The organism is Aurantibacter sp. UH7 (assembly GCF_056839165.1).
Window position 1 is genome coordinate 2,340,614 of sequence record NZ_CM166388.1, and the last position, 22,984, is coordinate 2,363,597.

Annotated in this window: 18 protein-coding genes and 1 tRNA gene; 6 read left to right on the plus strand and 13 right to left on the minus strand. The window is 34.5% G+C overall.

Annotated elements, in window-relative coordinates; translation table 11 throughout:
* The first annotated feature begins 6 nt into the window (after positions 1 to 6).
* The 3 genes from UH7x_RS09940 to UH7x_RS09950 all read left to right on the plus strand — a co-directional run bounded on the left by UH7x_RS09940 (position 7) and on the right by UH7x_RS09950 (position 3,413).
* Positions 7 to 1,008 carry a metal-dependent hydrolase gene (locus tag UH7x_RS09940; protein ID WP_482359784.1) on the plus strand — a complete coding sequence of 334 codons (1,002 nt, stop codon included), beginning with the start codon at positions 7 to 9 and terminating at the stop codon, positions 1,006 to 1,008.
* 18 nt (positions 1,009 to 1,026) lie between these two features.
* Positions 1,027 to 2,862 (plus strand): DUF5060 domain-containing protein, encoded by a 1,836-nt coding sequence (locus UH7x_RS09945; RefSeq protein ID WP_482359785.1) that lies wholly within the window; start codon positions 1,027 to 1,029, stop codon positions 2,860 to 2,862.
* 203 nt (positions 2,863 to 3,065) lie between these two features.
* Positions 3,066 to 3,413 (plus strand): Hpt domain-containing protein, encoded by a 348-nt coding sequence (locus UH7x_RS09950; protein WP_482359786.1) that lies wholly within the window; start codon positions 3,066 to 3,068, stop codon positions 3,411 to 3,413.
* Between the two features lie 13 nt (positions 3,414 to 3,426).
* Here UH7x_RS09950 and UH7x_RS09955 read toward each other — a convergent pair whose 3' ends face one another.
* The 4 genes from UH7x_RS09955 to UH7x_RS09970 form a co-directional block, all read right to left on the minus strand.
* The gene (locus UH7x_RS09955) at positions 3,427 to 4,527 is read right to left on the minus strand and encodes a DUF4407 domain-containing protein (protein WP_482359787.1); all 1,101 of its coding nucleotides are present in this window, start codon (positions 4,525 to 4,527) and stop codon (positions 3,427 to 3,429) included.
* A gap of 193 nt (positions 4,528 to 4,720) precedes the next feature.
* Positions 4,721 to 6,937, minus strand: coding sequence for a M56 family metallopeptidase (locus UH7x_RS09960; RefSeq protein WP_482359788.1), 2,217 nt, complete (start codon positions 6,935 to 6,937; stop codon positions 4,721 to 4,723).
* Positions 6,938 to 6,939: 2 nt separating this feature from the next.
* Positions 6,940 to 7,305 carry a BlaI/MecI/CopY family transcriptional regulator gene (locus tag UH7x_RS09965; RefSeq protein ID WP_482359789.1) on the minus strand — a complete coding sequence of 122 codons (366 nt, stop codon included), beginning with the start codon at positions 7,303 to 7,305 and terminating at the stop codon, positions 6,940 to 6,942.
* Positions 7,306 to 7,434: 129 nt separating this feature from the next.
* Positions 7,435 to 7,977, minus strand: a complete 543-nt coding sequence (locus tag UH7x_RS09970; protein ID WP_482359790.1) for a hypothetical protein — start codon at positions 7,975 to 7,977, stop codon at positions 7,435 to 7,437.
* A gap of 133 nt (positions 7,978 to 8,110) precedes the next feature.
* On the opposite strand from UH7x_RS09970, the gene UH7x_RS09975 reads away from it, so the two are divergent.
* Positions 8,111 to 8,689: a PhnA domain-containing protein gene (locus tag UH7x_RS09975; protein ID WP_482359791.1), complete on the plus strand. Its 579-nt coding sequence runs from the start codon at positions 8,111 to 8,113 to the stop codon at positions 8,687 to 8,689.
* A 56-nt stretch (positions 8,690 to 8,745) separates the two neighbouring features.
* Here the strand turns inward: UH7x_RS09975 and UH7x_RS09980 are convergent, their stop codons facing one another.
* Entirely contained in the window at positions 8,746 to 10,140 is a 1,395-nt protein-coding gene (locus tag UH7x_RS09980) for a dipeptidase (RefSeq protein ID WP_482359792.1), read from the minus strand.
* Between the two features lie 135 nt (positions 10,141 to 10,275).
* Between UH7x_RS09980 and UH7x_RS09985 the strand changes: the two genes are divergently transcribed.
* Positions 10,276 to 10,357 (plus strand) — tRNA-Leu (locus UH7x_RS09985).
* Positions 10,358 to 10,624: 267 nt separating this feature from the next.
* Here UH7x_RS09985 and UH7x_RS09990 read toward each other — a convergent pair.
* The 8 genes from UH7x_RS09990 to UH7x_RS10025 form a co-directional block, all read right to left on the minus strand.
* On the minus strand, positions 10,625 to 11,896 hold the full coding sequence (locus UH7x_RS09990) for an MgtC/SapB family protein (RefSeq protein ID WP_482359793.1): 1,272 nt from the start codon (positions 11,894 to 11,896) through the stop codon (positions 10,625 to 10,627).
* An 8-nt stretch (positions 11,897 to 11,904) separates the two neighbouring features.
* On the minus strand, positions 11,905 to 13,587 hold the full coding sequence (locus UH7x_RS09995; RefSeq protein ID WP_482359794.1) for an ABC1 kinase family protein: 1,683 nt from the start codon (positions 13,585 to 13,587) through the stop codon (positions 11,905 to 11,907).
* 15 nt (positions 13,588 to 13,602) lie between these two features.
* Positions 13,603 to 13,989 (minus strand): hypothetical protein, encoded by a 387-nt coding sequence (locus tag UH7x_RS10000; protein WP_482359795.1) that lies wholly within the window; start codon positions 13,987 to 13,989, stop codon positions 13,603 to 13,605.
* A 173-nt stretch (positions 13,990 to 14,162) separates the two neighbouring features.
* A complete protein-coding gene (locus UH7x_RS10005; protein WP_482359796.1) occupies positions 14,163 to 14,972 on the minus strand; it encodes a universal stress protein in 810 nt (269 codons plus the stop codon).
* Positions 14,973 to 15,203: 231 nt separating this feature from the next.
* The gene (locus UH7x_RS10010; protein WP_482359797.1) at positions 15,204 to 16,253 is read right to left on the minus strand and encodes an adenylate/guanylate cyclase domain-containing protein; all 1,050 of its coding nucleotides are present in this window, start codon (positions 16,251 to 16,253) and stop codon (positions 15,204 to 15,206) included.
* Between the two features lie 74 nt (positions 16,254 to 16,327).
* Positions 16,328 to 17,671, minus strand: coding sequence for a TolC family protein (locus UH7x_RS10015; RefSeq protein ID WP_482359798.1), 1,344 nt, complete (start codon positions 17,669 to 17,671; stop codon positions 16,328 to 16,330).
* A 16-nt stretch (positions 17,672 to 17,687) separates the two neighbouring features.
* Entirely contained in the window at positions 17,688 to 20,810 is a 3,123-nt protein-coding gene (locus tag UH7x_RS10020; protein ID WP_482359799.1) for an efflux RND transporter permease subunit, read from the minus strand.
* An 8-nt stretch (positions 20,811 to 20,818) separates the two neighbouring features.
* Positions 20,819 to 21,892, minus strand: a complete 1,074-nt coding sequence (locus UH7x_RS10025; RefSeq protein ID WP_482359800.1) for an efflux RND transporter periplasmic adaptor subunit — start codon at positions 21,890 to 21,892, stop codon at positions 20,819 to 20,821.
* Between the two features lie 184 nt (positions 21,893 to 22,076).
* On the opposite strand from UH7x_RS10025, the gene UH7x_RS10030 reads away from it, so the two are divergent.
* Positions 22,077 to 22,982: a helix-turn-helix domain-containing protein gene (locus UH7x_RS10030; protein ID WP_482359801.1), complete on the plus strand. Its 906-nt coding sequence runs from the start codon at positions 22,077 to 22,079 to the stop codon at positions 22,980 to 22,982.
* Positions 22,983 to 22,984: the final 2 nt, after the last annotated feature.

Consider the following 22,984-nt stretch of genomic DNA (forward strand, 5'->3'; position numbering starts at 1 on the left):
AATTATATGGATTCGTTAACTCAAATTGTTCTTGGTGCTGCAGTTGGCGAAGCTGTTCTTGGTAAAAAAGTTGGCAATAGGGCAATTCTTTGGGGAGCAGTAGCTGGTACGATACCAGATTTAGATGTAATAACACGTTTTTTTGCAGATACAGTAACGGCAATAGAATGGCATAGAGGTTTCAGTCATTCGATATTTTTTTCGATTGTATTTGCTCCGGTTTTTGGTTGGCTGGTATGGAAATTAAATAAAAAGCAGACAGCTATATTTAAAGATTGGTCCTGGTTATTTTTCTGGGGTATGTTTACACATCCAATTTTAGATGCCTTTACCACTTGGGGTACGCAATTATTTTGGCCGTTTAAAACTCGTTTAGCATTTCAGAATATATTTGTAATAGACCCTTTGTATACTATTCCGTTTTTGGTTTGTCTGATTTTAGCCATGACTCAAAATAGAACTTCTGAAAAACGAAGAAAATATAATCGCTTGGGTTTAATACTCAGTAGTTCGTATCTGGTTTTAAGTTTAATTTTAAAAGCAATATCATATCAGAAATTTACGAAAAGTCTTGCTGAGCAGGGTATTTCATATAATGCTATCGACACCAGACCTACGCCTTTCAACACTATTTTGTGGACAGCTAATATTGATGCTGGCGATTCTTATTTAATCGGAGACTATTCGTTTTTCGATACCAAAGAAATTGAGTTTACATCCTATCCAAAAAATCATGAATTACTAGGTAGGTTAAAAGATAATGACAAAATCGAACGGCTTATCGCTATAACAGAAGGCTGGTACACCATAACTGAAAAAGAGGGAGCGCTGTATTTTAATGATTTAAGATTTGGTTTGATGAGTCTTAATAAAGATGAAGAGAAATTTGCATTTACGTATCAAATCAGTGAGATAAATAATAGTATTGAAGTAACAGAAATGCCTAAATTTAAAACAGATGCAAAAAAGCTGTTTTCAGCATTGTTTCTTCGTATTGGTGGTAATTAATCTAATAATTTTTAGAACATGCATATTTTAAAAAAGTTTTATCTCATTATACTACTAAGTGTATTATCCTGTAATACCGAGAAAAAGACTGTTGCCTTAGCTGAATATAAGCAATACCATACGGTAACGTTAGATTTTGAGGGGCCAGAAACTTCTGAAGATGCCGATGATAATCCTTTTTTGAATTATAGATTGACGGTTAATTTTAAAAATGAGGATAGTGAATATACCGTTCGAGGTTTTTATGCTGCAGATGGTAACGCGGCCGAATCTAGTGCTGAAACTGGTAAAGTTTGGCGAGTTCGTTTCAATCCTGAAGCGATGGGTGAATGGAGTTATACTGCCCAATTACAGAAAGAAGATGCTATTGCAATAGCTGATGCTAATGCTGTTGGTGAAGAAATAGCGATAACAAATGGTACTGGTAGTTTTAATGTAATAGCATCAGATAAAAGTGGAAATGATTTTAGAGCAAACGGAAGACTAGTAAACGATAACGGATATTTTAAATTTAAAGAATCTGGAAAGTATTGGATAAAAGGAGGCGCTGATAGTCCTGAGAATTTATTAGGATATGAAGATTTTGATGGTACCTATCGTATGCAAAGTTCTAGTGATGATGGAGAAGCTAAAACGAATGATACGCTACACCGTTATTTACCTCATTTAAAGGATTGGAAAGCAGGTGACCCAACATGGAAAAATGGGAAGGGTAAGGGTTTAATAGGAGGACTTCATTATTTGGCTTCAAAAAATATGAATGTTGTGTATTTTTTGACCAACAACATTAATGGTGACGGCAAAGATGTTTGGCCATATGTAAGTCCGGATGACTTCACCAGGTTTGATGTTAGTAAGTTAGCGCAGTGGGAGATAGTTTTTGAGTATATGCAGTCTAAGGGAATTCTATTGCATATGGTACTACAAGAAACCGAGAATGAAACAATGCTCGATGGTGGTGATACTGGGCCAATGCGGCAATTGTACTTACAGGAACTAGTCGCTCGTTTTGGACATCATTTAGGGATGAATTTTAATTTGGGCGAAGAAAATGGTTATGCAGAATTTACGCCTATATCTCAGAATGATAGGCAAAGAAGGGCTATGACTGGTTATATCAAGAAAATTGATCCTTTTAATCATCCTGTATTATTACATACGCATTCACACGAACCAGCCAGAGGTGATATTTTAGATTCAATTGTTGGCTTTAAAGATTTAGACGGACTTTCATTACAAGTTGATAAGCGAGAAGAAGTAGCTGAGGTAATTACAGATTGGAAGCATAAAGCGCATGAAGCTGGACATGATTGGATGATTACTATGGATGAGATAGGCATGTGGCATACGGGCGCTCGTTCTGATTCTTTAGATGGTAATCATGATTCGTTAAGGCGATATGTTTTGTGGGGTTCTTTATTGTCAGGTGCTGCAGGAGTAGAATGGTATTTTGGTGCTAAAAATAAATATCACGATTTAAATACTGAAGATTGGCGGAGTAGAGATAGGTTGTGGGAAATTACCGATTTTGGACTTAATTTTTTCAATGATTATATTCCATATTGGGAAATGACTTCAACACACACATTGATAAACAAAAACGATGCCTATTGTTTAAGCAAAGCTGGAGAAGTATATGCTGTCTATGTTCCTGACTCAGAGGAATATACCATTAATATAACAGAAGCAGAAGGTGTTTTTTCTATAAAATGGTTCGACCCTTTAATGGGTGGTGCTCTACAAGATGGGTCTATTACGTCAATAAAATCAGGTGCTATACAAAGTATGGGTGTACCTCCAAGCACAACAATTTCACAAGATTGGGTGGCCCTAATTCAAAAAAAGAAGGACTAGAAAGGTAGTTTTAATATCTGAATAGAATACAGATAAGTTAAACACGAATGACTTAACAACAAAGTTTGCATCTTAACCCTACAAAATGGGTTATTTCACAACAAAAATAATTTTATTGAGTAGTAATATTCTTACTTTTGTTATCAAGAGATTTAAGTGCTCATTCTTAATGGAAAAAGCCACCTTAAAAGCTGCTGATAGTAATGGAGGATACAGTGAATTATATTGAAGAATTTCCTAATATGGACTATGTAATCCATCTTGGAGGAACTGATTTCGATTTTGAACGAAAATTCATAGCTATTCTCAAAAAAGAGTTTACTTGGCAATTAGGTAATTACCTGTATCATATTAAGAAAGATGAGCCAAGAGCTGCAGCAGAAGTGGTGCATAAAATAAAGTTTAAATTTAGCGTCTTAGGAATGAATCACGCATTTGCCTTTTCTGAATATTATGAAGAGCAATTACATGTTGGTGATATGGCGCTTGACGAAGATTTCAAAAAATGCCTTCGAAAAATCAATGAGTTTCTCAAAACTCTTGAAGAATAGATTTTTTTCTGATTTACAAACTTTTAATTTGAATATCATAAAAAGCATCCGCTTGTTTTTGCATAAGCGCTATGGTCTTTTGTTTTTTATAGGCATATACTGCTTCTTCTTCAGTTAATTCAGAATATATTTTATCGTTTAGAGTCGTGTCTGTGGATAGTATTTTTTCACGTTGGGCTACTTTTTGTGATATCCAACTTGCTATTGTACTTTCCTCATCTTCAAGCCTTAAATCATATTCTCCTTTCGGTGCTAGTAATTTCGCAATAATCGGGGAAGTTTCTATAGCTAAGAATAAAAGGAAGATAAAAAATGATGGTATCCAGGGTAATTTATTTAGGGCATTTACACGTGCCATAAGTCCGTCAAAACCATCAATTGTTGGCTGCGAACTTTTTACAACCTCAGCATATTGGATATTCAATGAAGTAATTTCAGATTCCAGTAATGCTATTTTATTCGTGTTTGATTCTTTTAGGATGCTTAGATCTGCGAGCGCTGCATCATGTTTCTCTCTCTTTTCTTCATATACTGGACCTTTACCCAATAGCATAGTGCCAGCCTTACCTTCTGCCTCCGAAATATAGGTGTCGTACAGTGCATTCGTTTCGTTTTCTTTTAAAGTAATTTCCGATTTTAATGCAGCAATATCTTGATTTAACTTTTCAATAGCAGGAGTGTATTGTAAAGCCAATTGCTGTTTGTTAGCTAAGGTCATTTCATTTTTCTGTTCTAAAAGTACTTGGTTAATTTCCTTTTCAAAGAGCTTCATTTCTAACGGTTTAGAAATAACGATAGCAATTATAACGGCGAGGATTATTCTTGGGCTAGCTTGTAAAAATTCACTTTTAAAACTGTTGCTCTTTTTAATTGTAGATACAATAAAGCGATCAAGGTTAAAAATTAGTAAGCCCCATACTAACCCAAAGAATATAGCATAATAGATATTATCGAAAACAGTGAATAATGCATAAGAACTAGCTATAAAAGCCATTATTGCAGTGAAAAATACAGTAGCACCGATGCCGGCAAATTTGTTTTGTTCCCCTTCAGAACACGTTTCTAAAATTTTAGAATCTGCACCTGAGCAGCGAATGAAGAATTGCTGTAACATATTGATTTTTTTGAATGATGAAACCCAAACAGCTACCTCATTTAATTTAAAATGAAGTGCTTATTTGGTATGCTTTTATATACTTGTTTTGATTAGAAACAAAAGCATTTTGTTTGTTAGACTAAAGATGAAACAAAATGTTACAAAAAAAAGCCTCGAAAATCGAGGCTTAAATTTTCCTACAATTTTGATTTTAAAAATGTGTATCAATTTTTACAATATGTTTTCCGTTTTTAGCTTTAGAAACTTGCATACTTAAATCTTCATTTTTCTTTAATATTTCTATAGCTTCATCAGATGAAATCTTCTTCTTTTTGTAATAGAAGGTAGCATCTTTTTTTGCTAGTTCGATGGCTAAATCTACTGGGTTAGGTGGGGTTGGAGGAGGTGGTGTATTCAAGTAAAACTTATTGCCTAGAGTTTCGACAGCAATAATATCACCATTTGTTCTATTGCTTCTCAGTTTATCACGCAATAGATTAGTCGTTTGTTCGGGTGTAGCCGGAATATTTACATAGCTTTTTGCCTTGGGGGGTGTTTGTGGTTTTGGTGGAGTATAATGACTATTAATATTTGAACTAAGCTTATTAGCTCTAGAATCAATCTGCATGCTTACATTATCATAAGGATCTTGAGTTTCTACAATCTCTTTAATTTGCTTTTCTGCAAATGCTTTATCTCCAATTTCTGGCGAAACAGGGGGGTGGGGTGATTTATTAGGAGCTTTTGGCGCCTGTAGTTTTATTTTTCTCCCAAAAGCAGGTGATGCCTGTGCAAAAACGCCTTCTTCAATTGCTAGCACTTTATAATCGTCATAAGCTTCTAAAAGTTTATTGTAGCTAGTTTCAATTTTAGTTCTATCTACTTTTTTGATCTTGAGTTGCTTGTCAATTAATGCGTGATACTTTTTTTTCTGTTTTACAAAGATGTTAATAGCTTTCTGAACTTTATTTGATAATGGTTTATCATTTTCTCTAAAGGCTAAGTTAGGAGCAGCGGGATAATCCGTTTGAAAGTACTGTTCAGTTATGAAGTGATCTTGAACTGATATTGAATCATGTGAATTTTTAATTTCTGACGCTACTTCTTTCACAGTGTTAGGAGGTGTTGGAGGAGCAGGCATAGCAGGAGGTTCTGGAAAATCGGGAAATGGCTCTGCATTCTTACGCTGGGTTTCTGTCATTGAGTTGTAGAGCTCTTTTATTCGTTCTACATCGGGCATGTGAATGGTAAAATGGTCACCCTCGAGCATAGCATTATATTTTTTTGCTAAGGCATTATATTCATTGATTTCTTCTTTGGTAGCATCTAGCTGTGCGCATTCAGGAAAAGGTTGTGCACTTTGCTTTTGATTCTGCGACATCTTTCGATAAATCTGTTCGAGGGTTTTTAAATCATTAATTGGTATTGCCCTAATTTCTATTGGAATAGCATTATATTTTTTCGCCAATTTGTTGAAGTTAAATACCATTTCGGGCGTGGCCTTTTCTTGCAGTTTTAAAATTTGATTTTCTACTGTCGTACTTTTCTCTACTTGTATTATTTCCTTATTGCTAAACCCATAAAGCATTATTGCCAATAAGGGTAACAATAATAAACTTCGAATAAATACTGATTTTTTTGATGTTTTTGTTTTCATGATTGTAAATCGTTTTTTGATTGATGAATAATTGATGGCACTCGACAAAATTGATTGTTGTCTTCTATCGTTTTTGGATGACAAAAACGATAAAAGGGTGTTCTGATACGTAACAGTGTCGATTTTTGTATTAAGAACAGCTTGATCTGCTAAAAATTCGTGATTAAGCTTAATGGCTTTTTTATAGAAATAGAACATTGGATTAAACCAAAAAAGAACTTGAAGTATTTCAATAAAAAGCACATCTAAACTGTGTTTTTCGCGTGCATGCGTTTCTTCGTGTAGTAACACTTCCTTAGGAATTGTGTTTTCTTCGAACTTCTTTTTATTCAGAAATATGTATTTTAAAAAGGTATGTGGTGGTAGTTTTTCATGTAATAAAACATGAATAAAACTTGATTCTCGATAGTTCGGATTTCGTTGAATTCGTTTTAATATATGGGTTAGGTTTTTTAAGAATATTATACCGAAGAAAAGAACTCCCGCACTATATACTACCCAAAATATTGTGAAAAAGTCGACAGTTTCGGGTGTTTCTTTTAAAGGCGTATTACCATAAGAAATTGGCGAAACATTTAAATTCTCATAGTTTATTGGAGCAACTTCTATGTATTCTGTAAAAACAATAGCTGGCGCAATAAATGCAAAAAGTAATGCGCCCAATAAATAAAAACGCTTAAATACATGCATGTTTTCATTCTCCAAAAAGACCTTGTAGAATAGGAGTAATATAGCCAGGCATGCAGCCGATTTTAAGATATAGATAAGCATGACTATTTGTTTTTAATTTCGTTGTCTATCAACTTCTTTAAGTCTTCTAATTCTTTTTTCGAAAGATTAGTTTCTTGTGTAAAGAAGGAAGCAAATTGGGTAGGACTATCATCAAAGAAATTTTTAATAAGTCCGTTTACATGTTTCGAGAAGTAGGCTTTCTTTTTTACTAATGGGTAGTATTCTCTCGAACGTCCAAAGCTATTATAGGCTATGAAACCTTTATCGGTCATACGTTTTAGAAGTGTAGCAATAGTTGTGGTGGCTGGTTTTGGATCTGGATATACTTCAATTAAATCTTTCATAAAAGCTTTTTTCTGCTTCCATAAAATATTCATTAGTTCTTCTTCAGATTTAGATAATTGCATATGCTATGTTTTTGTACTGTAGGCAATGTTGTTCTACAAACATAGAATAAATATTCTAATTCTACAAATGTAGAATTAAAAAAATATGATTTTACTTTTAATATTATGGAATGGTAGGGTAATGTTTGCTTATTTACTGAAGTTCTTAGAGCTCGTTAAAATTGAGACTAAGGCAGTTAACAGACCAATGACTAATAAAAAATTACTATTGATCATTCCAAAGCCCCAATGAAGTATTTTAAATAAAGAGGCTAATACGATGTAAACCGTGGCTAAATCAGCTAGCATATAAGATAATTTTTCTGTACTTAAATTGGCTAGTAAATCGTTGTTTTCAGAATCCTCCCGATTGTCGGATACTATTTTTTTAATATAAAGTAATAGAAAGGCAATAAGGGATACTTTGGTAAGTGTGCTTAGAACATTGCTATAGGGAAGACTTAATACACTGAATAAATAATTACACAAAAACACTATAATTAGTATGTATCTAGAGTAATCTAGTGGTAAGCGCTGTTGTTTTTGAAAAAATTCAATGCCATGAAATAAGACCATTCCTATTGCTCCAAACAAAATCAAAGGCCAAGACGCATATTTTAAAAGAGCACCTAATACGGTAATAGAAATACTTAGCTTAAAAAATAAGGAGGTTTTTTGTTCTGAAATTATCATGGGAAGTAGGCTATTTACAGTCATTTAAGAACGAAAAAAAGTGAATAATAGTACGATCTGTCTAAATTTGATGCATAACAATCGATGTGATTCCTAATAAAGCCATAAGTTTATACCGTCAAAAATTTAATCAATGAGTTTATTAGAAGAATTACAGAATAGAAGCGGCAATGTTTGTGAGCTTTGTGCGGCCACAGAAAATTTAGATGTATATGAAGTGCAACCTAAATCTACCGGGGGTTTAGATGGTAGTCTTTTAGGGTGTAAAACATGTATTGGACAAATTGAATATGCCGATACTACCGATGCTAATCATTGGAGGTGTTTAAATGATAGTATGTGGAGTGAGCACGAGGCCGTAAAAGTTATTGCCTGGCGTATGCTTTCTCGATTAAAAGGAGAAGGTTGGCCAAAAGATTTGTTAGATATGCTTTACCTAGAAGATGAAACACTACTTTGGGCTAAGGCTACCGGTGAAGGTTTGGCTGAAAGCGAAAAGATTATTCACCGCGATGTAAACGGAGTGATTTTGGAGAACGGTGATAGTGTAGTTCTAGTTAAAGACCTAAAGGTTAAAGGAAGTAGTTTGGTTGCAAAACAGGGTACTGCTGTAAGAAGAATATCATTGGATCGTGAAAATGCCGAATTTATTGAAGGCAAAGTAGGACCAACTCAAATTGTGATTATTACGAAGTACGTTAAGAAGTTATAAGATAAATTAGGTGTATTAATTAAAGTGTAACCGCTAATTAAAACACCTAATTCTATTTATTGAGCTTTTGTCATTTCTGTATAGTACTTATAGAAATATGGTATTGTCTCAATTCCTTTTAAATAATTCCATACGCCAAAATGTTCATTGGGTGAGTGAATAACATCACTGTCTAGACCAAAGCCCATTAAAATTGTTTTGCTTTTTAATTCTTCTTCAAAAAGTGCAACAATAGGAATACTACCACCACCACGTTGCGGAAGTGGTTTTTTGTTAAATGTTTTTTCATATGCTTTTTCAGCCGCCGCATAACCAAGACTATCAATTGGTGTTACATAGCCCTGACCACCATGATGTGGCGTAACTTTTACACGCACTCCTTTTGGCGCAATAGAAAGAAAATGTTTTTTAAAAAGCTCGGTAATGGCTACCCAATCTTGGTTTGGTACCAGACGCATCGATATTTTTGCGAAGGCTTTACTAGGTAAAACTGTTTTAGCACCTTCACCAATATACCCTCCCCATATTCCATTGACATCTAAGGTTGGTCGAATAGAATTTCGCTCGTTAGTTGTATAGCCTTCTTCACCATAAACGGCATCGATATCTAAATCTTTTTTGTAGTCTTCTAATGAAAAAGGAGCTTCAGCCATTTTAGCGCGTTCGGCATCCGATAGATCTTGAACTTTATCGTAAAATCCTGGAATAGTAATTCTATTCTGATCATCTTGTAATGATGCAATCATTTTGGCTAGAATATTAATCGGGTTAGCAACAGCACCACCATAAACACCACTGTGTAAGTCTTTGTTGGGGCCTGTAACTTCAACTTCTACATAACTTAATCCACGAAGACCAGTACTAATACTAGGCACGTCGTTTGCAATCATACTAGTATCCGATATTAGAATAATATCGTTAGCTAATTTCTCACGATTTGCTGCAACAAAAAGTCCGAGGTTATCGCTACCTACTTCTTCTTCACCTTCAATCATGAATTTTACATTGCAAGGCAGGTTGTTGGACTTAATCATATATTCAAAAGCCTTAACATGCATGTACATTTGTCCTTTGTCATCGCAGGCACCTCGAGCAAAAATAGCACCATCTGGGTGTATTGCTGTTTTTTTAATAACAGGCTCAAATGGTGGTGAATCCCATAATTCTATAGGGTCTGGCGGTTGCACATCATAATGACCATAAACAAGTATTGTTGGTAAATTAGGGTCAATAATTTTTTCTGCGTAAACGATAGGGTATCCTGCAGTTTCGCAAATTTCAACAGTATCGCAACCCGCGACAACAAGACTATTTTTTACTTCTTCTGCTGTTCTAACTACATCTTTAGCATATGCTGGATCAGCGCTAATAGAGGGTATTTTTAAAAGTTCAATGAGTTCAGTTATAAAACGATCTTTGTTTTGACTGATATATGCTGATATATCTTGCATTTATTATGTTTTAAATTGGAATCAAAGTTACAAAAAAGAAGTTTTTTTACTTCTCTAATATTTAGTGAATAAGATTTTTACTATATATTTGCACTCCTTTTGCAGAATTGTTGCAAAAGAATGATTTTGAAATATGCAGGCGTGGTGGAATTGGTAGACACGCTAGACTTAGGATCTAGTGCCGCAAGGTGTGAGAGTTCGAGTCTCTCCGCCTGTACAAAGAGAAGCCTTTCAGGAAACTGAGAGGCTTTTTTATTGGATATAAGTAAAAGGTGGTTTTAGTACAGTTTTTATAAGACCTTATATCCGGCTGCTATATTGCTTGATCTTTATAGTTAGATTGATATCTTTTGTATTCTTAATTATTTCATGATGTTCGTAATGCAAGTGATGAGACTTGTTCTTATTTTGCATTTAAACGGAAATAATCAAAAGGTCCTAAAAGCTGTTTGATTGTAAATAGTGGTGTTGTTATTTTTGGCAATTAGTTGTGATTAACGAGAATGTATATAACCCCAACTAAAATTATAGAACCAAAGGTGTAAGTAATAAGCTTTCCTGTTACCTTCGAACCTTTAAAGAGACTAATGCCTAATTTTACCAGCATATTACTTAAAATTGCAGCGGTAATAACAGAGGCTCCTAACTTTAATTTCTCTGAGTCCAAAGAAAATTTGGCCATGCTTATTGTTATTGCATCGGTATCTGCAAGGCCAGAAATTAAAGCGGAATAATATAATCCACTTTCGCCAAAAAACTGATTGCTATAGAAAACTGCAAATAGAATTATAACATAAATAGCACCGAAGCCTATTGCGTTAAGTACATTAGGCGGATTTCCTAACTTAAGATTGGTGTCTGGTTTTTTGGTGTCTCTCTTAACCAATATAACCGATACCACAATGCATATTAAAGTTAGTATTGAGAATGGAATAGCTAAATACATCAATAGAGAACTATTAAAAATATATACCAAAAAGGCTAATCTTGGGAACATGATTGCCGAGGCAATAATTATACCGGCAGCATATTTTTCTGATAATTCAGGAGATTCTTGACTGCGCGAAGCATAACTCCAGGTAACAGCAGTGCTCGATATTAAGCCTCCAAGTATTGCTGTTAATAAAATACCTCTTTTAGAACCTATGTATTTAACTAAAAAGTAGCCTATAAAATTTAAAAATGATACGATAACGACTATAGATCCTATTTCAAATGGATTTAATAATTCATTAGCTCCGTAGTTTTTATTGGGTAAAAAAGGTAAAATTAACAGTGCTATAATAGAGAATTTGATGAAGGCAAAAAGCTCTTCAGAGGTTATATTACTGATAACAATTCTGAATCTGGTTTTTAAGGATAGTAGTGTAACTATAATAACTGAAGTGGCTACAGCATCTCTAAAATATTCTGCAGATACCATAACCCCTAAAACAAATGTGGCAATTAAGGCCAAGTTTGTAGTTAAACCTTTATCATATTCTTCTTGTTTTTGGGAAATATGATTGAATGCTAAAAACAGAATAAAAGAAGCGAAACCAATGATTAAAAACCAATCAGTAAATTTATCGGTTAGATTTTCTACTGTAAAACCAAGAATAGCAACAATAGGGAAAGTGCGAATACCAGCAAACCCTTGATCTTTTATTTTGTCATACTCTCTTTCTAAGCCTATAATCAATCCAATACCCATACTAATGAGTACACCTAAAATGTAACTATCCATAAATTGATATACACTTTCGAATTTTATCATATCACAATTTAAAATTGACTATTTCTAAATATGGATATAATAATGTAGAAACCCAAAATGGCAGATAGTGAAAATCCAATTGCACCCAATAGTGGAATGCCGTAAACCAATGGTGGCATTTGCGCCATAACTAAAATTGAAGAGCCTATTGAAAGGGCAGCAATAATAACTGCGAAAACTAATCGGTTAACTGATTTGCTAGTTGCTTTCTGAAATTCTTTAAGTCCTTTGTGTTCGTGTATTACCACCAGTTTGCCATCTTTTATTTTCTTTAAGATAGCATTAATATCATCTGGTAAAGTGTCTGCGAGGTCACTAATATCTTGTAGGCGACCAAGATTCTTTTTAAACAATCGCTTAAGGCCAAATCTCTTTCTTACAATTTTTGAAGTATATGGTTTGAGGTTTTCAGTAATGTTGAAATTGGGATCTAGTTTACGTCCAACACCTTCAATGATAATTAAGCCCCTAATCAACATATAAAGATAATGAGGTAAAATAATGTTATTCTCATACAGAACAGTTTTGAATTGAGTGAGAATAGTTCCGATTTTCACACTTTGAATGGCTGTGTCGCTAATGCCTGAAACAAGATCGTAAAGCTCTTGCTCTAATTTTTTATAATCTTGAATGTCAGTTTTAACTGCAATTTTTTCAAGCAGTTTTATCATTTTTTTGACATCTTTTCGAATAAAATAGAGCAAAAGATTGTTAAGCGATTCTTTATCATTAGGTAGAACGGTACCCATCATTCCAAAATCTAAAAAACAAATTTGACCCGTATGCGGCAACACAAGAATGTTTCCAGGATGAGGGTCCGCATGAAAGAAACCGTGTTCTAAAACTTGTTCTATATACAAATCAACACCAACCTTTGCTACAGCGGTTGGGTCGATATTTGCCGATATTAAAGTATTGATTTCAGACACTTTAATACCCTCCATATACTCCATGCAAATAATATTGTCTGTAGATAGCTGCCTGTAAACTAGTGGAACATGAATCATTTCATTACCCTCAAAATTTTTGGCAAACCTTTCTGTATTGTCCATCTCTCGTAAAAAATGGAGTTCTTCACGAATACTTTGTTCAAAAGAGGCTACAATGCGTATTGGTTGAAAGGCTTTAGCCTGACTGCTATATTTTTCTAAGTTGCTAGCAACCTGCTTCATAACAAGAAGGTCAGATTCTATAACTTCCTTAATATTGGGGCGTTGAATTTTGAGTACTACTTCATCTCCATTAATAAGTTGAGCTCTGTGTACTTGAGCTAAAGAAGCTGCTGCCAGCGGTTCTGGATTGATATTTATGAAGTAATCGGATAAATTAATTTTCAGTTCATCTTCTATAGTTTTCTGTACATTAAAATTCTTTAATTGCGGCACATGATCTTGTAATTTTTCCAGTTCTTTTATAAGTTCTGGGGGAAGCATATCTTCTCTATTACTAAAGATTTGCCCAAGCTTTACATAACTGGGTCCGAGTTCTTCAAGTACCATACGAATGCGCTCGTATGTGGAAAAAGAAAGATTTTTTTCTGTAGCTGGGTGTCCGTTCAAATAACTTTTCGGAATAGCCTTATGAATACCACTACTTACCAAAACGTCCTCAAAACCATATTTGGCGAGGACGTTAAATAAGCTAGCGTACCTTTTTAGTTCTTTTTGCTTGGGTATTTTAAATACAGACATGTTAAATATAATTCGTTACATATATTTTGATAGAAACCGAAAGAAGTCTTTTTTTAGCGCAGCATAAATTTCTCGTTGTGTTTCCATTTTATTGCGCAATTCTAAATGTTTTTTAACCAATGGTATATCAATTGATTCAGATCCATTTGATGAATGACCAGCAATATTTATTTCGTGTTCATCTATGGTTTCTTGTATGTTAGAAATAACATTACCATGCAAAATAAACTCATTTTGGTAGTGTTCAAGTTGCGCAAGCACATCTTTGTCTGTCCAGCGATTTACAAGTTCACCTAACCTATTGTTAAATGATTTTAATTCATCTTGCCAAAATGCAAGTTCTGAGTTCCATAATTCATGTTCAAAATGTAAATCGACGTTGTAAATTACTTCTTTATTCATGATAATAGTTTTATAAAATTCGTTGAATTAATAATATAAAAATATCTAAAATCACGCAGTAAAAATATGATTTTAGTCATATAAACCTTTAACTTAATTTAATCTTTAAGTCAGTTTGATAAAGTGTAGCGTGGGGTATTTTATGGTGCTAAAAAAGTAAATCTACACTAATTTTATTCGATTACTGGAAGCACCAATAGAGGAACTTCTGTTTTATAAACCATATTTTTTAGAACGGCTTCTTTTGTAAGAGTTTCAAAAAAACCATGTTTCGTTTTCAATAAAGCTACCATGCCGATGTTGCTATTTTCTTTTTCAAGTTTATATATTGTTGTGGCAATAGAACCTTGTGGTTCAACTTCAAAAAACTGGTGTCTTATATTTTTTAATGCTTTTCGTAAGAGCACTTTATTCGAACTCTGAATGTTGGTTAATGTTTCTTTAGTTTTAATGTGTGCTATATTTAATGTGGCATTGCTTAATTGCGTAATTCTTTTTAATGGTGCGAGTTCAAAATTATTGAAAGTATGTTTTAAGTCCGTTGCAAGAACGATTTCCAATAGTTCATTATTCACATATTTTGGGGGTATGGCGATTACCGGACAGGTGTGCATATATCTAATGATATCCATAGTGTTGCTGCCCAAGAATATTTCTTTAACCGCAGAAGTACCTTTCGTTCCCATTACTACGCAATCTATGTCATAATCGTTAATTGTTTTATTAAAAATACTAAGTAGTGTATCTGTCACCATAATAGTTTCAAAACGGTGTTCATGTTTGACATTTTTCGCCTGTAACGAAGTAACAATTTTATTTAAATCTTCTTCAGCAGTAATTTTAGTATAAGCCGATGATGGAGCAAATGTATATGCATGAAGTACGTAAAAAGTACAAGCTTCATTTTTAAAAAGGTGTACTGCATATTCTATGGCATTTGACGCATTTTCAGAAAAGTCGGTGGGTAGTAGAATGTTTTTCATGATAAAGAGATTTTATTTCTAGACTATAAAAAAACAGTAATAAGAAGTACAACAAGTACATTCTTTGTTCTTTACATTCTTCAAATATATTTTGCTCGATACTTAGAAAAAATGACATTGGTCATGCTGCAAAAGCGTACATGAAAAGCACAACTACAGATGCTTATGGATTATAATACTAAATGTTCTAATAGAGTTAATTTCATACTTTTTTAAACAAGATTATATCTTTTAGTGGTGTCGGTAGACTTTTTCCAAGGTTCTTCTTCCGGTAAGCATGTAATCGCCTACATAGTCCAATAAATGGCCTTTAGTATTCAGCAGAGCATAAAACTCAGAAGAGAAAAGTATATCTTCTTGTATCTCTTTACACAGTTGACATAAACGCGCTCCGGTATTTAGAACCGTACCGTGGTAGGCAATGTCCCTCTTGTAGTCTCCAACCTCAGCAACGGCAACAGTGCCAAAGCTAATACCTGTTTTAAATTTAGGCACCAAACCAAATTCCTTTTCAAATTCTGGAGCTGAATTGATTAAAGTATCTCTAAAATTAAGATAAAGATCTAAACATTTATTTGCCGCTTTGTCATCAGAAACTTGCCAAGTAAGAACTGCTTCATCACCTACATATTGATAAACCTCCGCATCATAATTATCAATATGATGGGTTAGTTTTGTAAAGCATTTTTGAATAAGCCTACTATATTTTAAATGACCAATCTCTTCCGCTATTGTGGTAGATTGGTTTAGATCTAGAAACATAAAAATTCGCTGTGCTTCTTTTGGTCTAAAATACGTACCCATTATAATATCATAAAGATTGGTAGACCCAAATTTTCGAGAAATCTGGGCATACAGGCTAAAGTGAAAACTAACAACAAAGAAATAGGCAATATAGAAACCGTTAAGTGATGCTCCTAAATAGGCATAATGTGAATTAACGGCAGCATTGCTACTCAACGGCATTATTTCAGTAATTACATAAGTCCCTATTAAATGAATGGCATATATAACCACAAATTGCAAAACAGCCTTAATCAATACCATTACCGCAAATGGGTAATCGCGAAGCATTGAGCTTAAGAAATACACTTCGCTAATGCTTATTAAAAAACAATAAAAAATGATAATTGGTAAAACAGTTTTAAACGTATATTCAAAATAAGGAAGCCAATCTCCACTTTGAAAAACCTTTATGTTCAATACTGCGTCAAATGCGATAATAGCAATAAACCACATTAAAGCCAGCGTCAATATTCTAAAAATCTGCTTTTTCTTCATATGAAGCTGTAAGACTTAACCAATGCGGTCATCTTATTACATTAATAAATTTATAAAATTCCTATTATAGAATATTACTCTTTTAAACTCTCTAATGAAGGTGCTACCAATTGATCTGTTCTGTACAAAAATGTAATCTCTTTGTTTTCAAAATTGGTATAGGCATTTATTAGGTTGGACTGTGCATTTTGTGCCATTGCCTGAGCATCTAACAAATCTGTAAGTCCGCTTAACCCGTTATCATAATTATCACGGTTTACCTTTAAATTTTCTTCTGCCAGTTGCTTGTTTTCTAACGCATAGGTTATTTGCTCATGAGCATTGACCAAATCGTACCAGCTTTGTGTTATTGCGACTTTTAACTGGTCAATACCGTCTTCTCTATTGTTTTTGGTAATCTCTTCCTGTATTTTTTCTTGCTTTACTCTTTGCTTACCACTACCCCACCAATCTGAAATAGGTATACTTAATGTGCCAAAAGCTAATCCAGTAAATTGACTGTTAATAGAATTATCAAAAGAACCAAATTCTAAAGCACTTACACCAATAGCAAAAGAGGGTAATAAATATGCCTTTGCCATTTTTGTTTGTAGGCTACTTGCAGAAATCGATTTTTCAAGAAGCTGGTAATTGCTGTTTCCATTTAAATCTAAATCTGGTTCGCTATACTTCAATTCTGGCGGCGCAATATTTTTAAAATCAGCGCTAGCTATCATATCTGAGGCATAAGCAACACCTACATACAGAGAAAAATCTAACAGTGCCAGTTTTCGCATATTCTCTAGCTTGCTCTTATTTAAAAGCAATTCGCTACGGTTTACTTTTACCTGCAACAATTGATTTTTTGCAATTAAACCAGCTTCCAATAAATCTTGTTGTTGCTTTAAAAGCTCATCTAAATAGGCTTCGTTCGTTTCTATAACTTTCTGTTGTTCTTGCAATTGCACCAATTGCCAGAACTTTTTTTCTGTCACTAACAAAACCGAATCTACCGCTTGCTCTGTTCTAATTGTTGAGGTTTCCATCTGTATATCTGCAAGCGCATTCGCGGTTCTAATTTTTCCTCCGGCATAAATAACCTCAGTTGCCATGGCACTGGCGCTATATAGATTATCTATTCCGTTAGGTAAGATTCCTTCAATAGGACTAATTAAGTCGTTCGGAGCATAAAGTCCTATGGCGCTTGCCTCAACATTAGGAAAATAATTGGCAACCATTTCACGCTTAAAAGCTTCAGACTTTTCAATGGTCAATAAACCATTCTTAATCGCATTGCTATGTTTAAGTGCGGCCTCTTGACTTTCTTCTAAAGTTATTTGTTGCGCAAAAGAGATATTCAATCCCAGAAGCATCATCCCGATTACGGACAACAACTGGAATTTATTTATGACTATATGATGTGATTTTATATATTTCATTACTACTATTCTTCTATTAAAATTCAGCATTAACGGGGTCTTTAATCGAATTCTCATCATCTTCTTTTCTAAAGAACAACCAATACAATACGGGCAATACGAAAAGGGTAAGCACCATGGAAAACATTAATCCGAATGCGATAACAGTTCCCAAAGGTCCCCAAAGACTAGAGCGACTTGCAATCATAGGTATTACCCCAACTGCAGCGGCAGAAGATGTCAAGAAAATAGGACGCATACGTCTTTCTGCAGCAAGAATAGCTGCTTTCTTCACACTATAATGGTGTAAGTGGCGAAGTTCATCGGCATAATCGATTAATATAATTCCGTTTCGTACTACAATTCCACATAAAGCCAAAAGACCTAAGAAAGACGTAAACCCGAACGGATACTGCATTAACAACAACCCAACAGCCGCACCAAAAATACTTAATGGCATAGTAATGAAACTTAACACGGCATGCATGAAACTCTTAAAGTGCCATAATAAGATTAAGAAAATAAGGGCTACGCTTAGCATTAAAGAAAGCCCCATTGGTTTGTTGTTCTCCTCTTGAAGTTCAAATTCTCCTCCATACTCAATTCGTATATTCTCTGGAAACTGAATGTTTTCAATTTTAGGAATGATTTCGGCAAGTACTTCATTAGCAACTGCATCTTTGGTAATATCTACACGTACGGTTAGACAACGTAATCCATTTCTGTTCACAATCGTTTCTTGTGACCATTCTGATGCAATATTGGCTACTTGACGTAACGGAATTACAGCACCTTTCTGCGGAGAGATAATTGATAATTGCTGAAGGTCAGATACATTTTGATGGTTTTGGTTCTCACTCAAAATTTTCACATCAATAGCATAATCTTTATCCCATATCTCGGTAGCTTTTAAACCTGTAGTATTAACCGCTACGGCATTTGCAATAGCTCTATTGTTTAAACCTAAACGAGCAGCTTCATTAAACTTAATGTCCATGGTTACTGCCTCTTTCATATCACCGTAATCGGTTCTACTCCAAATAGTTTTTGGTGTAGCGCGGGCAAAATTGATAATGGAATCTCCGTATTTCTTTAATTCATCAACATTGGTACCGTATAAGCGAACCTCTATGGGCGCTTTAACACCAGCCATGTCTAATTGCTTCATTCTAAGGTATGCCTGCGGATACATATCTGCATACTTCTCATCATACTCTTTCAAAACCTCAACGGTGGTATCATCATCAATAGTTGTTACTAAAATCTGAGCATAATTTTTAGCAGGAAGATTTGGTGCATATAACGTATGAAAACGTGGCGAGCTTGTACCAATAAAGCTAGTATAGTTTTCTATGCGCTCATCAACACTCAAGATCTTTTCAAACTCAGTAACAATTTTCGCTGTTTCTTTTAAGCTATTGCCCGGAGCTACACTTATTTCTATGGCGAACTGATTACGTTCTACCTTCGGAAACAACTGCTGACTAACACCGCTAAACAACAATACGCCAATAACTATCGCAGCAACACCAGAAAATATGGTAATCTTATAATGAGCCATGGCTTTGTTCACCGACTTATTAAAGAACGTTTGCAAGCGATCCAACATCGATTTTTTTCCATCCTTGTTTTTATTCGCAGGATCGTCATGAAGACCCTTTTTTATAAATATGGAATTGATCATCGGAACAATAAGAATCGATATCAATAATGATAAAGTCAATGCTATGATAATTACATATGGGAATGCACTAATAAAATCTGATGCTACACCTTCCATAAAGAACAACAACGGATAAAAAGTAGCGGAAATAGCCAAGGTAGCCGTAAATACAGATGGGAACAGTTCTTTGGCACTACTTACTGCTGCCTCAGGTATAGACATACCTTCATCTAACTTCTCTACATAGTTATCTATAATTACAATAGGATCATCTACCACAATACCCAATACTACAATTAAAGCAGCCAAGGTTACTGTGTTCAATTCTATACCCAAAAAGAACATAACACATAAAGTAGAAGCAATTGTAATTGGTATCGTTGCGGCGGCTACAGACGCTACCCTAAATGGCAACAATAGCAACGTAACCAGAATAACCCCAATTAGGGCAAAGCCGAATTCTTTCATGAAGTGACTTATGGAATGGTCTACTACTTCTGGCTGATTTGCAATTTTGGTGATTTTAATATCAGCAGGCATTTCGCTAATGATCTTATCCAAACGTTCATCTATCTCATCACCAAACTGAACAATATTTCCCTTTTTAGCCATTTCTAGGGTAATGATCATACCCTTGGTACCATTAATGGTCAAATAAGAGTCTGGATCATCATATTCACGAACTACACGGGCAACATCTCTAACTCTAATAATGTTACCGTTTGTATCTGTTTTAATTACTTGACGAGCGATATCAGCTTCAGACTTTAAAGTAGTTTCAAGATATATAGGTCTTTCCTTCTTGTCGCTTTCCAAGGTTCCAGAACCAACTACAGCACCTTGGTTTTGTAAGCTCATGGTAATAGCCTGTGGCGTTATACCATAACTAGCCAATTTATCTTGATTTACATATACGGCAATCTGCTCTGTAAGTCCGCCAGAGTGCGATATTTTAGCCAAATTATCTATCTGTCTAAACGCGTCTTCAATATCTTCTACATGACGCTGAATGTCTTTATAGGGTCTTGTTGCCGACTCTACACCTAACACTAAAGCAGCAGTACTGCCAAAATCACTATTTACCATTACCCCTTGTACATCGCGAGGTAAACTTAACTGCTGAAAGATTAAGATTTCAGCTTTTAATTTGTTCCAGAACTGCTCTGTTGCATCATGGCTAATCTTATCAGATACCTCTACATAGATGAACATGAGTCCATCTTTTGAATACGAGTAGGTTTTTGTTTTATCTACTTCGTTATAACCAAATAGAAACTCCTCTACTTTTGAGGTCAATTCATGAGCCACCTTTTCAGAAGAAGCCCCTGGGTACGACCCAATAATTAAGCCTTGACGTATGGTAAAGTCTGGGAATTCGTTTCTGGGCATATTCAAAAGCCCATAAATACCCATCAAAACTAACGACATTACAAGTACAAAAGGAAAGGTAGCATGTTTAAATGCCCAATTTATGATTCCGCTTTTTTTGTTCTTCATCTACTGTGCTATTTGGAATCATTAATTACTTCAACCGCTGTACTCTGCGTAAGCTTATGGTAGCCAGAAACAATGAGTTGGTCTCCTTTACTCAATCCTTTTGTAATAGCAATACCATTATCAAAAAGCTGCCCTATATCTACATAGCGTCTTTCGGCATTGGTACCATTAACGATGTACACAAAATGTTTTCCATCTTCCATAACGGCAACACTTTCTGAAGGAATAATGATAGTTTGGACGTCATTGGTAGTGCCAACAACAGTCTGTTTAAAGTTTACAACACAAGTCATTCCCGGCTTTATTTTCTTATCCGAATTACCCAGTTTCACATATGCAGTGTACACTGGTGATCCCTGATTAGATTGAATTGAAACCTCATCAACAGTACCAGAAATATTCATATCTCTTAAGGCAGGAATATTTACCGTTGCAGTATCGCCTTTAGTAATATTATTGATTTCACTATCTGGAATAGGAAGTGCAGCTTTTACTGTATTGATATTTACCAACTCAACTACAGGCTGACCCGGTTGTGCTAAATCGCCAGCATCCATCATCTTGTTACTGATGTAACCATCCATTGGCGCATAAATCTTGGCATGACGTACATTCTGGTAGGTCATTTTTGCCGCTGCCTGAGCTTGCTCATATTGCGAACGTGCTTCTAACATTCTAATTTCAGCAATACTTCCCTTTTGAAACACCTTGTTAATACGTTCAAAGTTTTCTTTAGCCAAACGTTCTTGCGCCAATTGCTGTTCATATTGACTAGAGTAAACAGTGCCGTCTATTTGAGCGATCAATTGATTTTTCTTTACAAAATCTCCTATTTGTACAGGGATATTCAAAACCGTTCCCGAAACCTGAAAACTGGCATTGATAGATACATCAGATTCTATAGTACCGTTGTACTCTATATTTGCATCAGAATTAGTGGTACTGCTACCAACATTCATAACGCGTACCTTAATTACTTTTGGGGCGGTAGTCTTCTCACCACCACCACAGCTAACGGCAACAAGAAATAGCAAAACAACAGAAACACTTTTTAGTGTAAACCACAGGTGTTTATCTTTCATAATTGATTTAGATTTAAGTATCATATTTAGGTTGTTCAATTTTAAGAGTGCAAAACTAAGTCAGTAGGGAAGCTTAATAATGGTATGAATCTGTTTAATTATGGTATAATTTGAACATTTTACTTATATATGATGATATTTATTCAAAAAAATAGTATTTTTAATAAAAATATACCATAAATATATGGAAAACATACCACTTTTTGGATTACCTGAGCTTCATAAAGAAACTGGGATTAAGGAAGGACAAGGTCATCCTGGATTTTCAATTTTTAAAGCAGAAAATGTCTCTGATTATATGAAAAGCGGAAACCCATTTAGGAATCTGGATTATGGCATTTGTTTTTTTACAGAGGGTGATGGCGAAATAAGCGTTGATTTTAACACCTACAAGCCTAGTGGGAATGCTGTTTATTTTCTAAGTCCTGGGCAAGTTGTTTCTGCGAAGGGTGATTTTGAAAAAGGTTTTGGTATTGTTTTTCAGAAGGATTTTATGTTAAAACTAGGTGCGCAGCAATGGATACAGTCATTGCCTGTTTTTCACCGGTTTCATAGTATACCAATGGTCGATATTTTGGAAAAAGATAAGCCTTTATTATACGGATTATTAAACGAAATGGATAACGAATATCATAGCGATGCTATTTTAAAATATGATGCTTTAGAGGCGTATTTAACTATTATGTTAGTTAAGCTATCTAGGCTTTATGAAAAATCCAAAGGAGAGAAAATTAGTGTGGATGCTCAGCATATACAAAATTTAGAGTCTTTAATTAACAAGCAGTATAAAAATAATAGAAGTGTTGTTGAGTATGCATCACAACTTTATATGACACCACAACACCTAAATCGTATTACAAAAAAGGCTATTGGCAAAAGTGTTAGTGAGCTTATTCATGAAAAGCTTATTATTGAAATAAAACGGTATTTAGTATATACTGATATGAGTAGTGAAGAAATAGCTCACTTCTTTAATTTCTATGACAATTCCTATTTTACAAAAACCTTTAAAAAAGCAGTTGGCATAACTCCTAAGGTTTTTAGAAAGAAACAGAAAATAGAACTTCAGCCAAAAGCTGTTAGATTATAAAA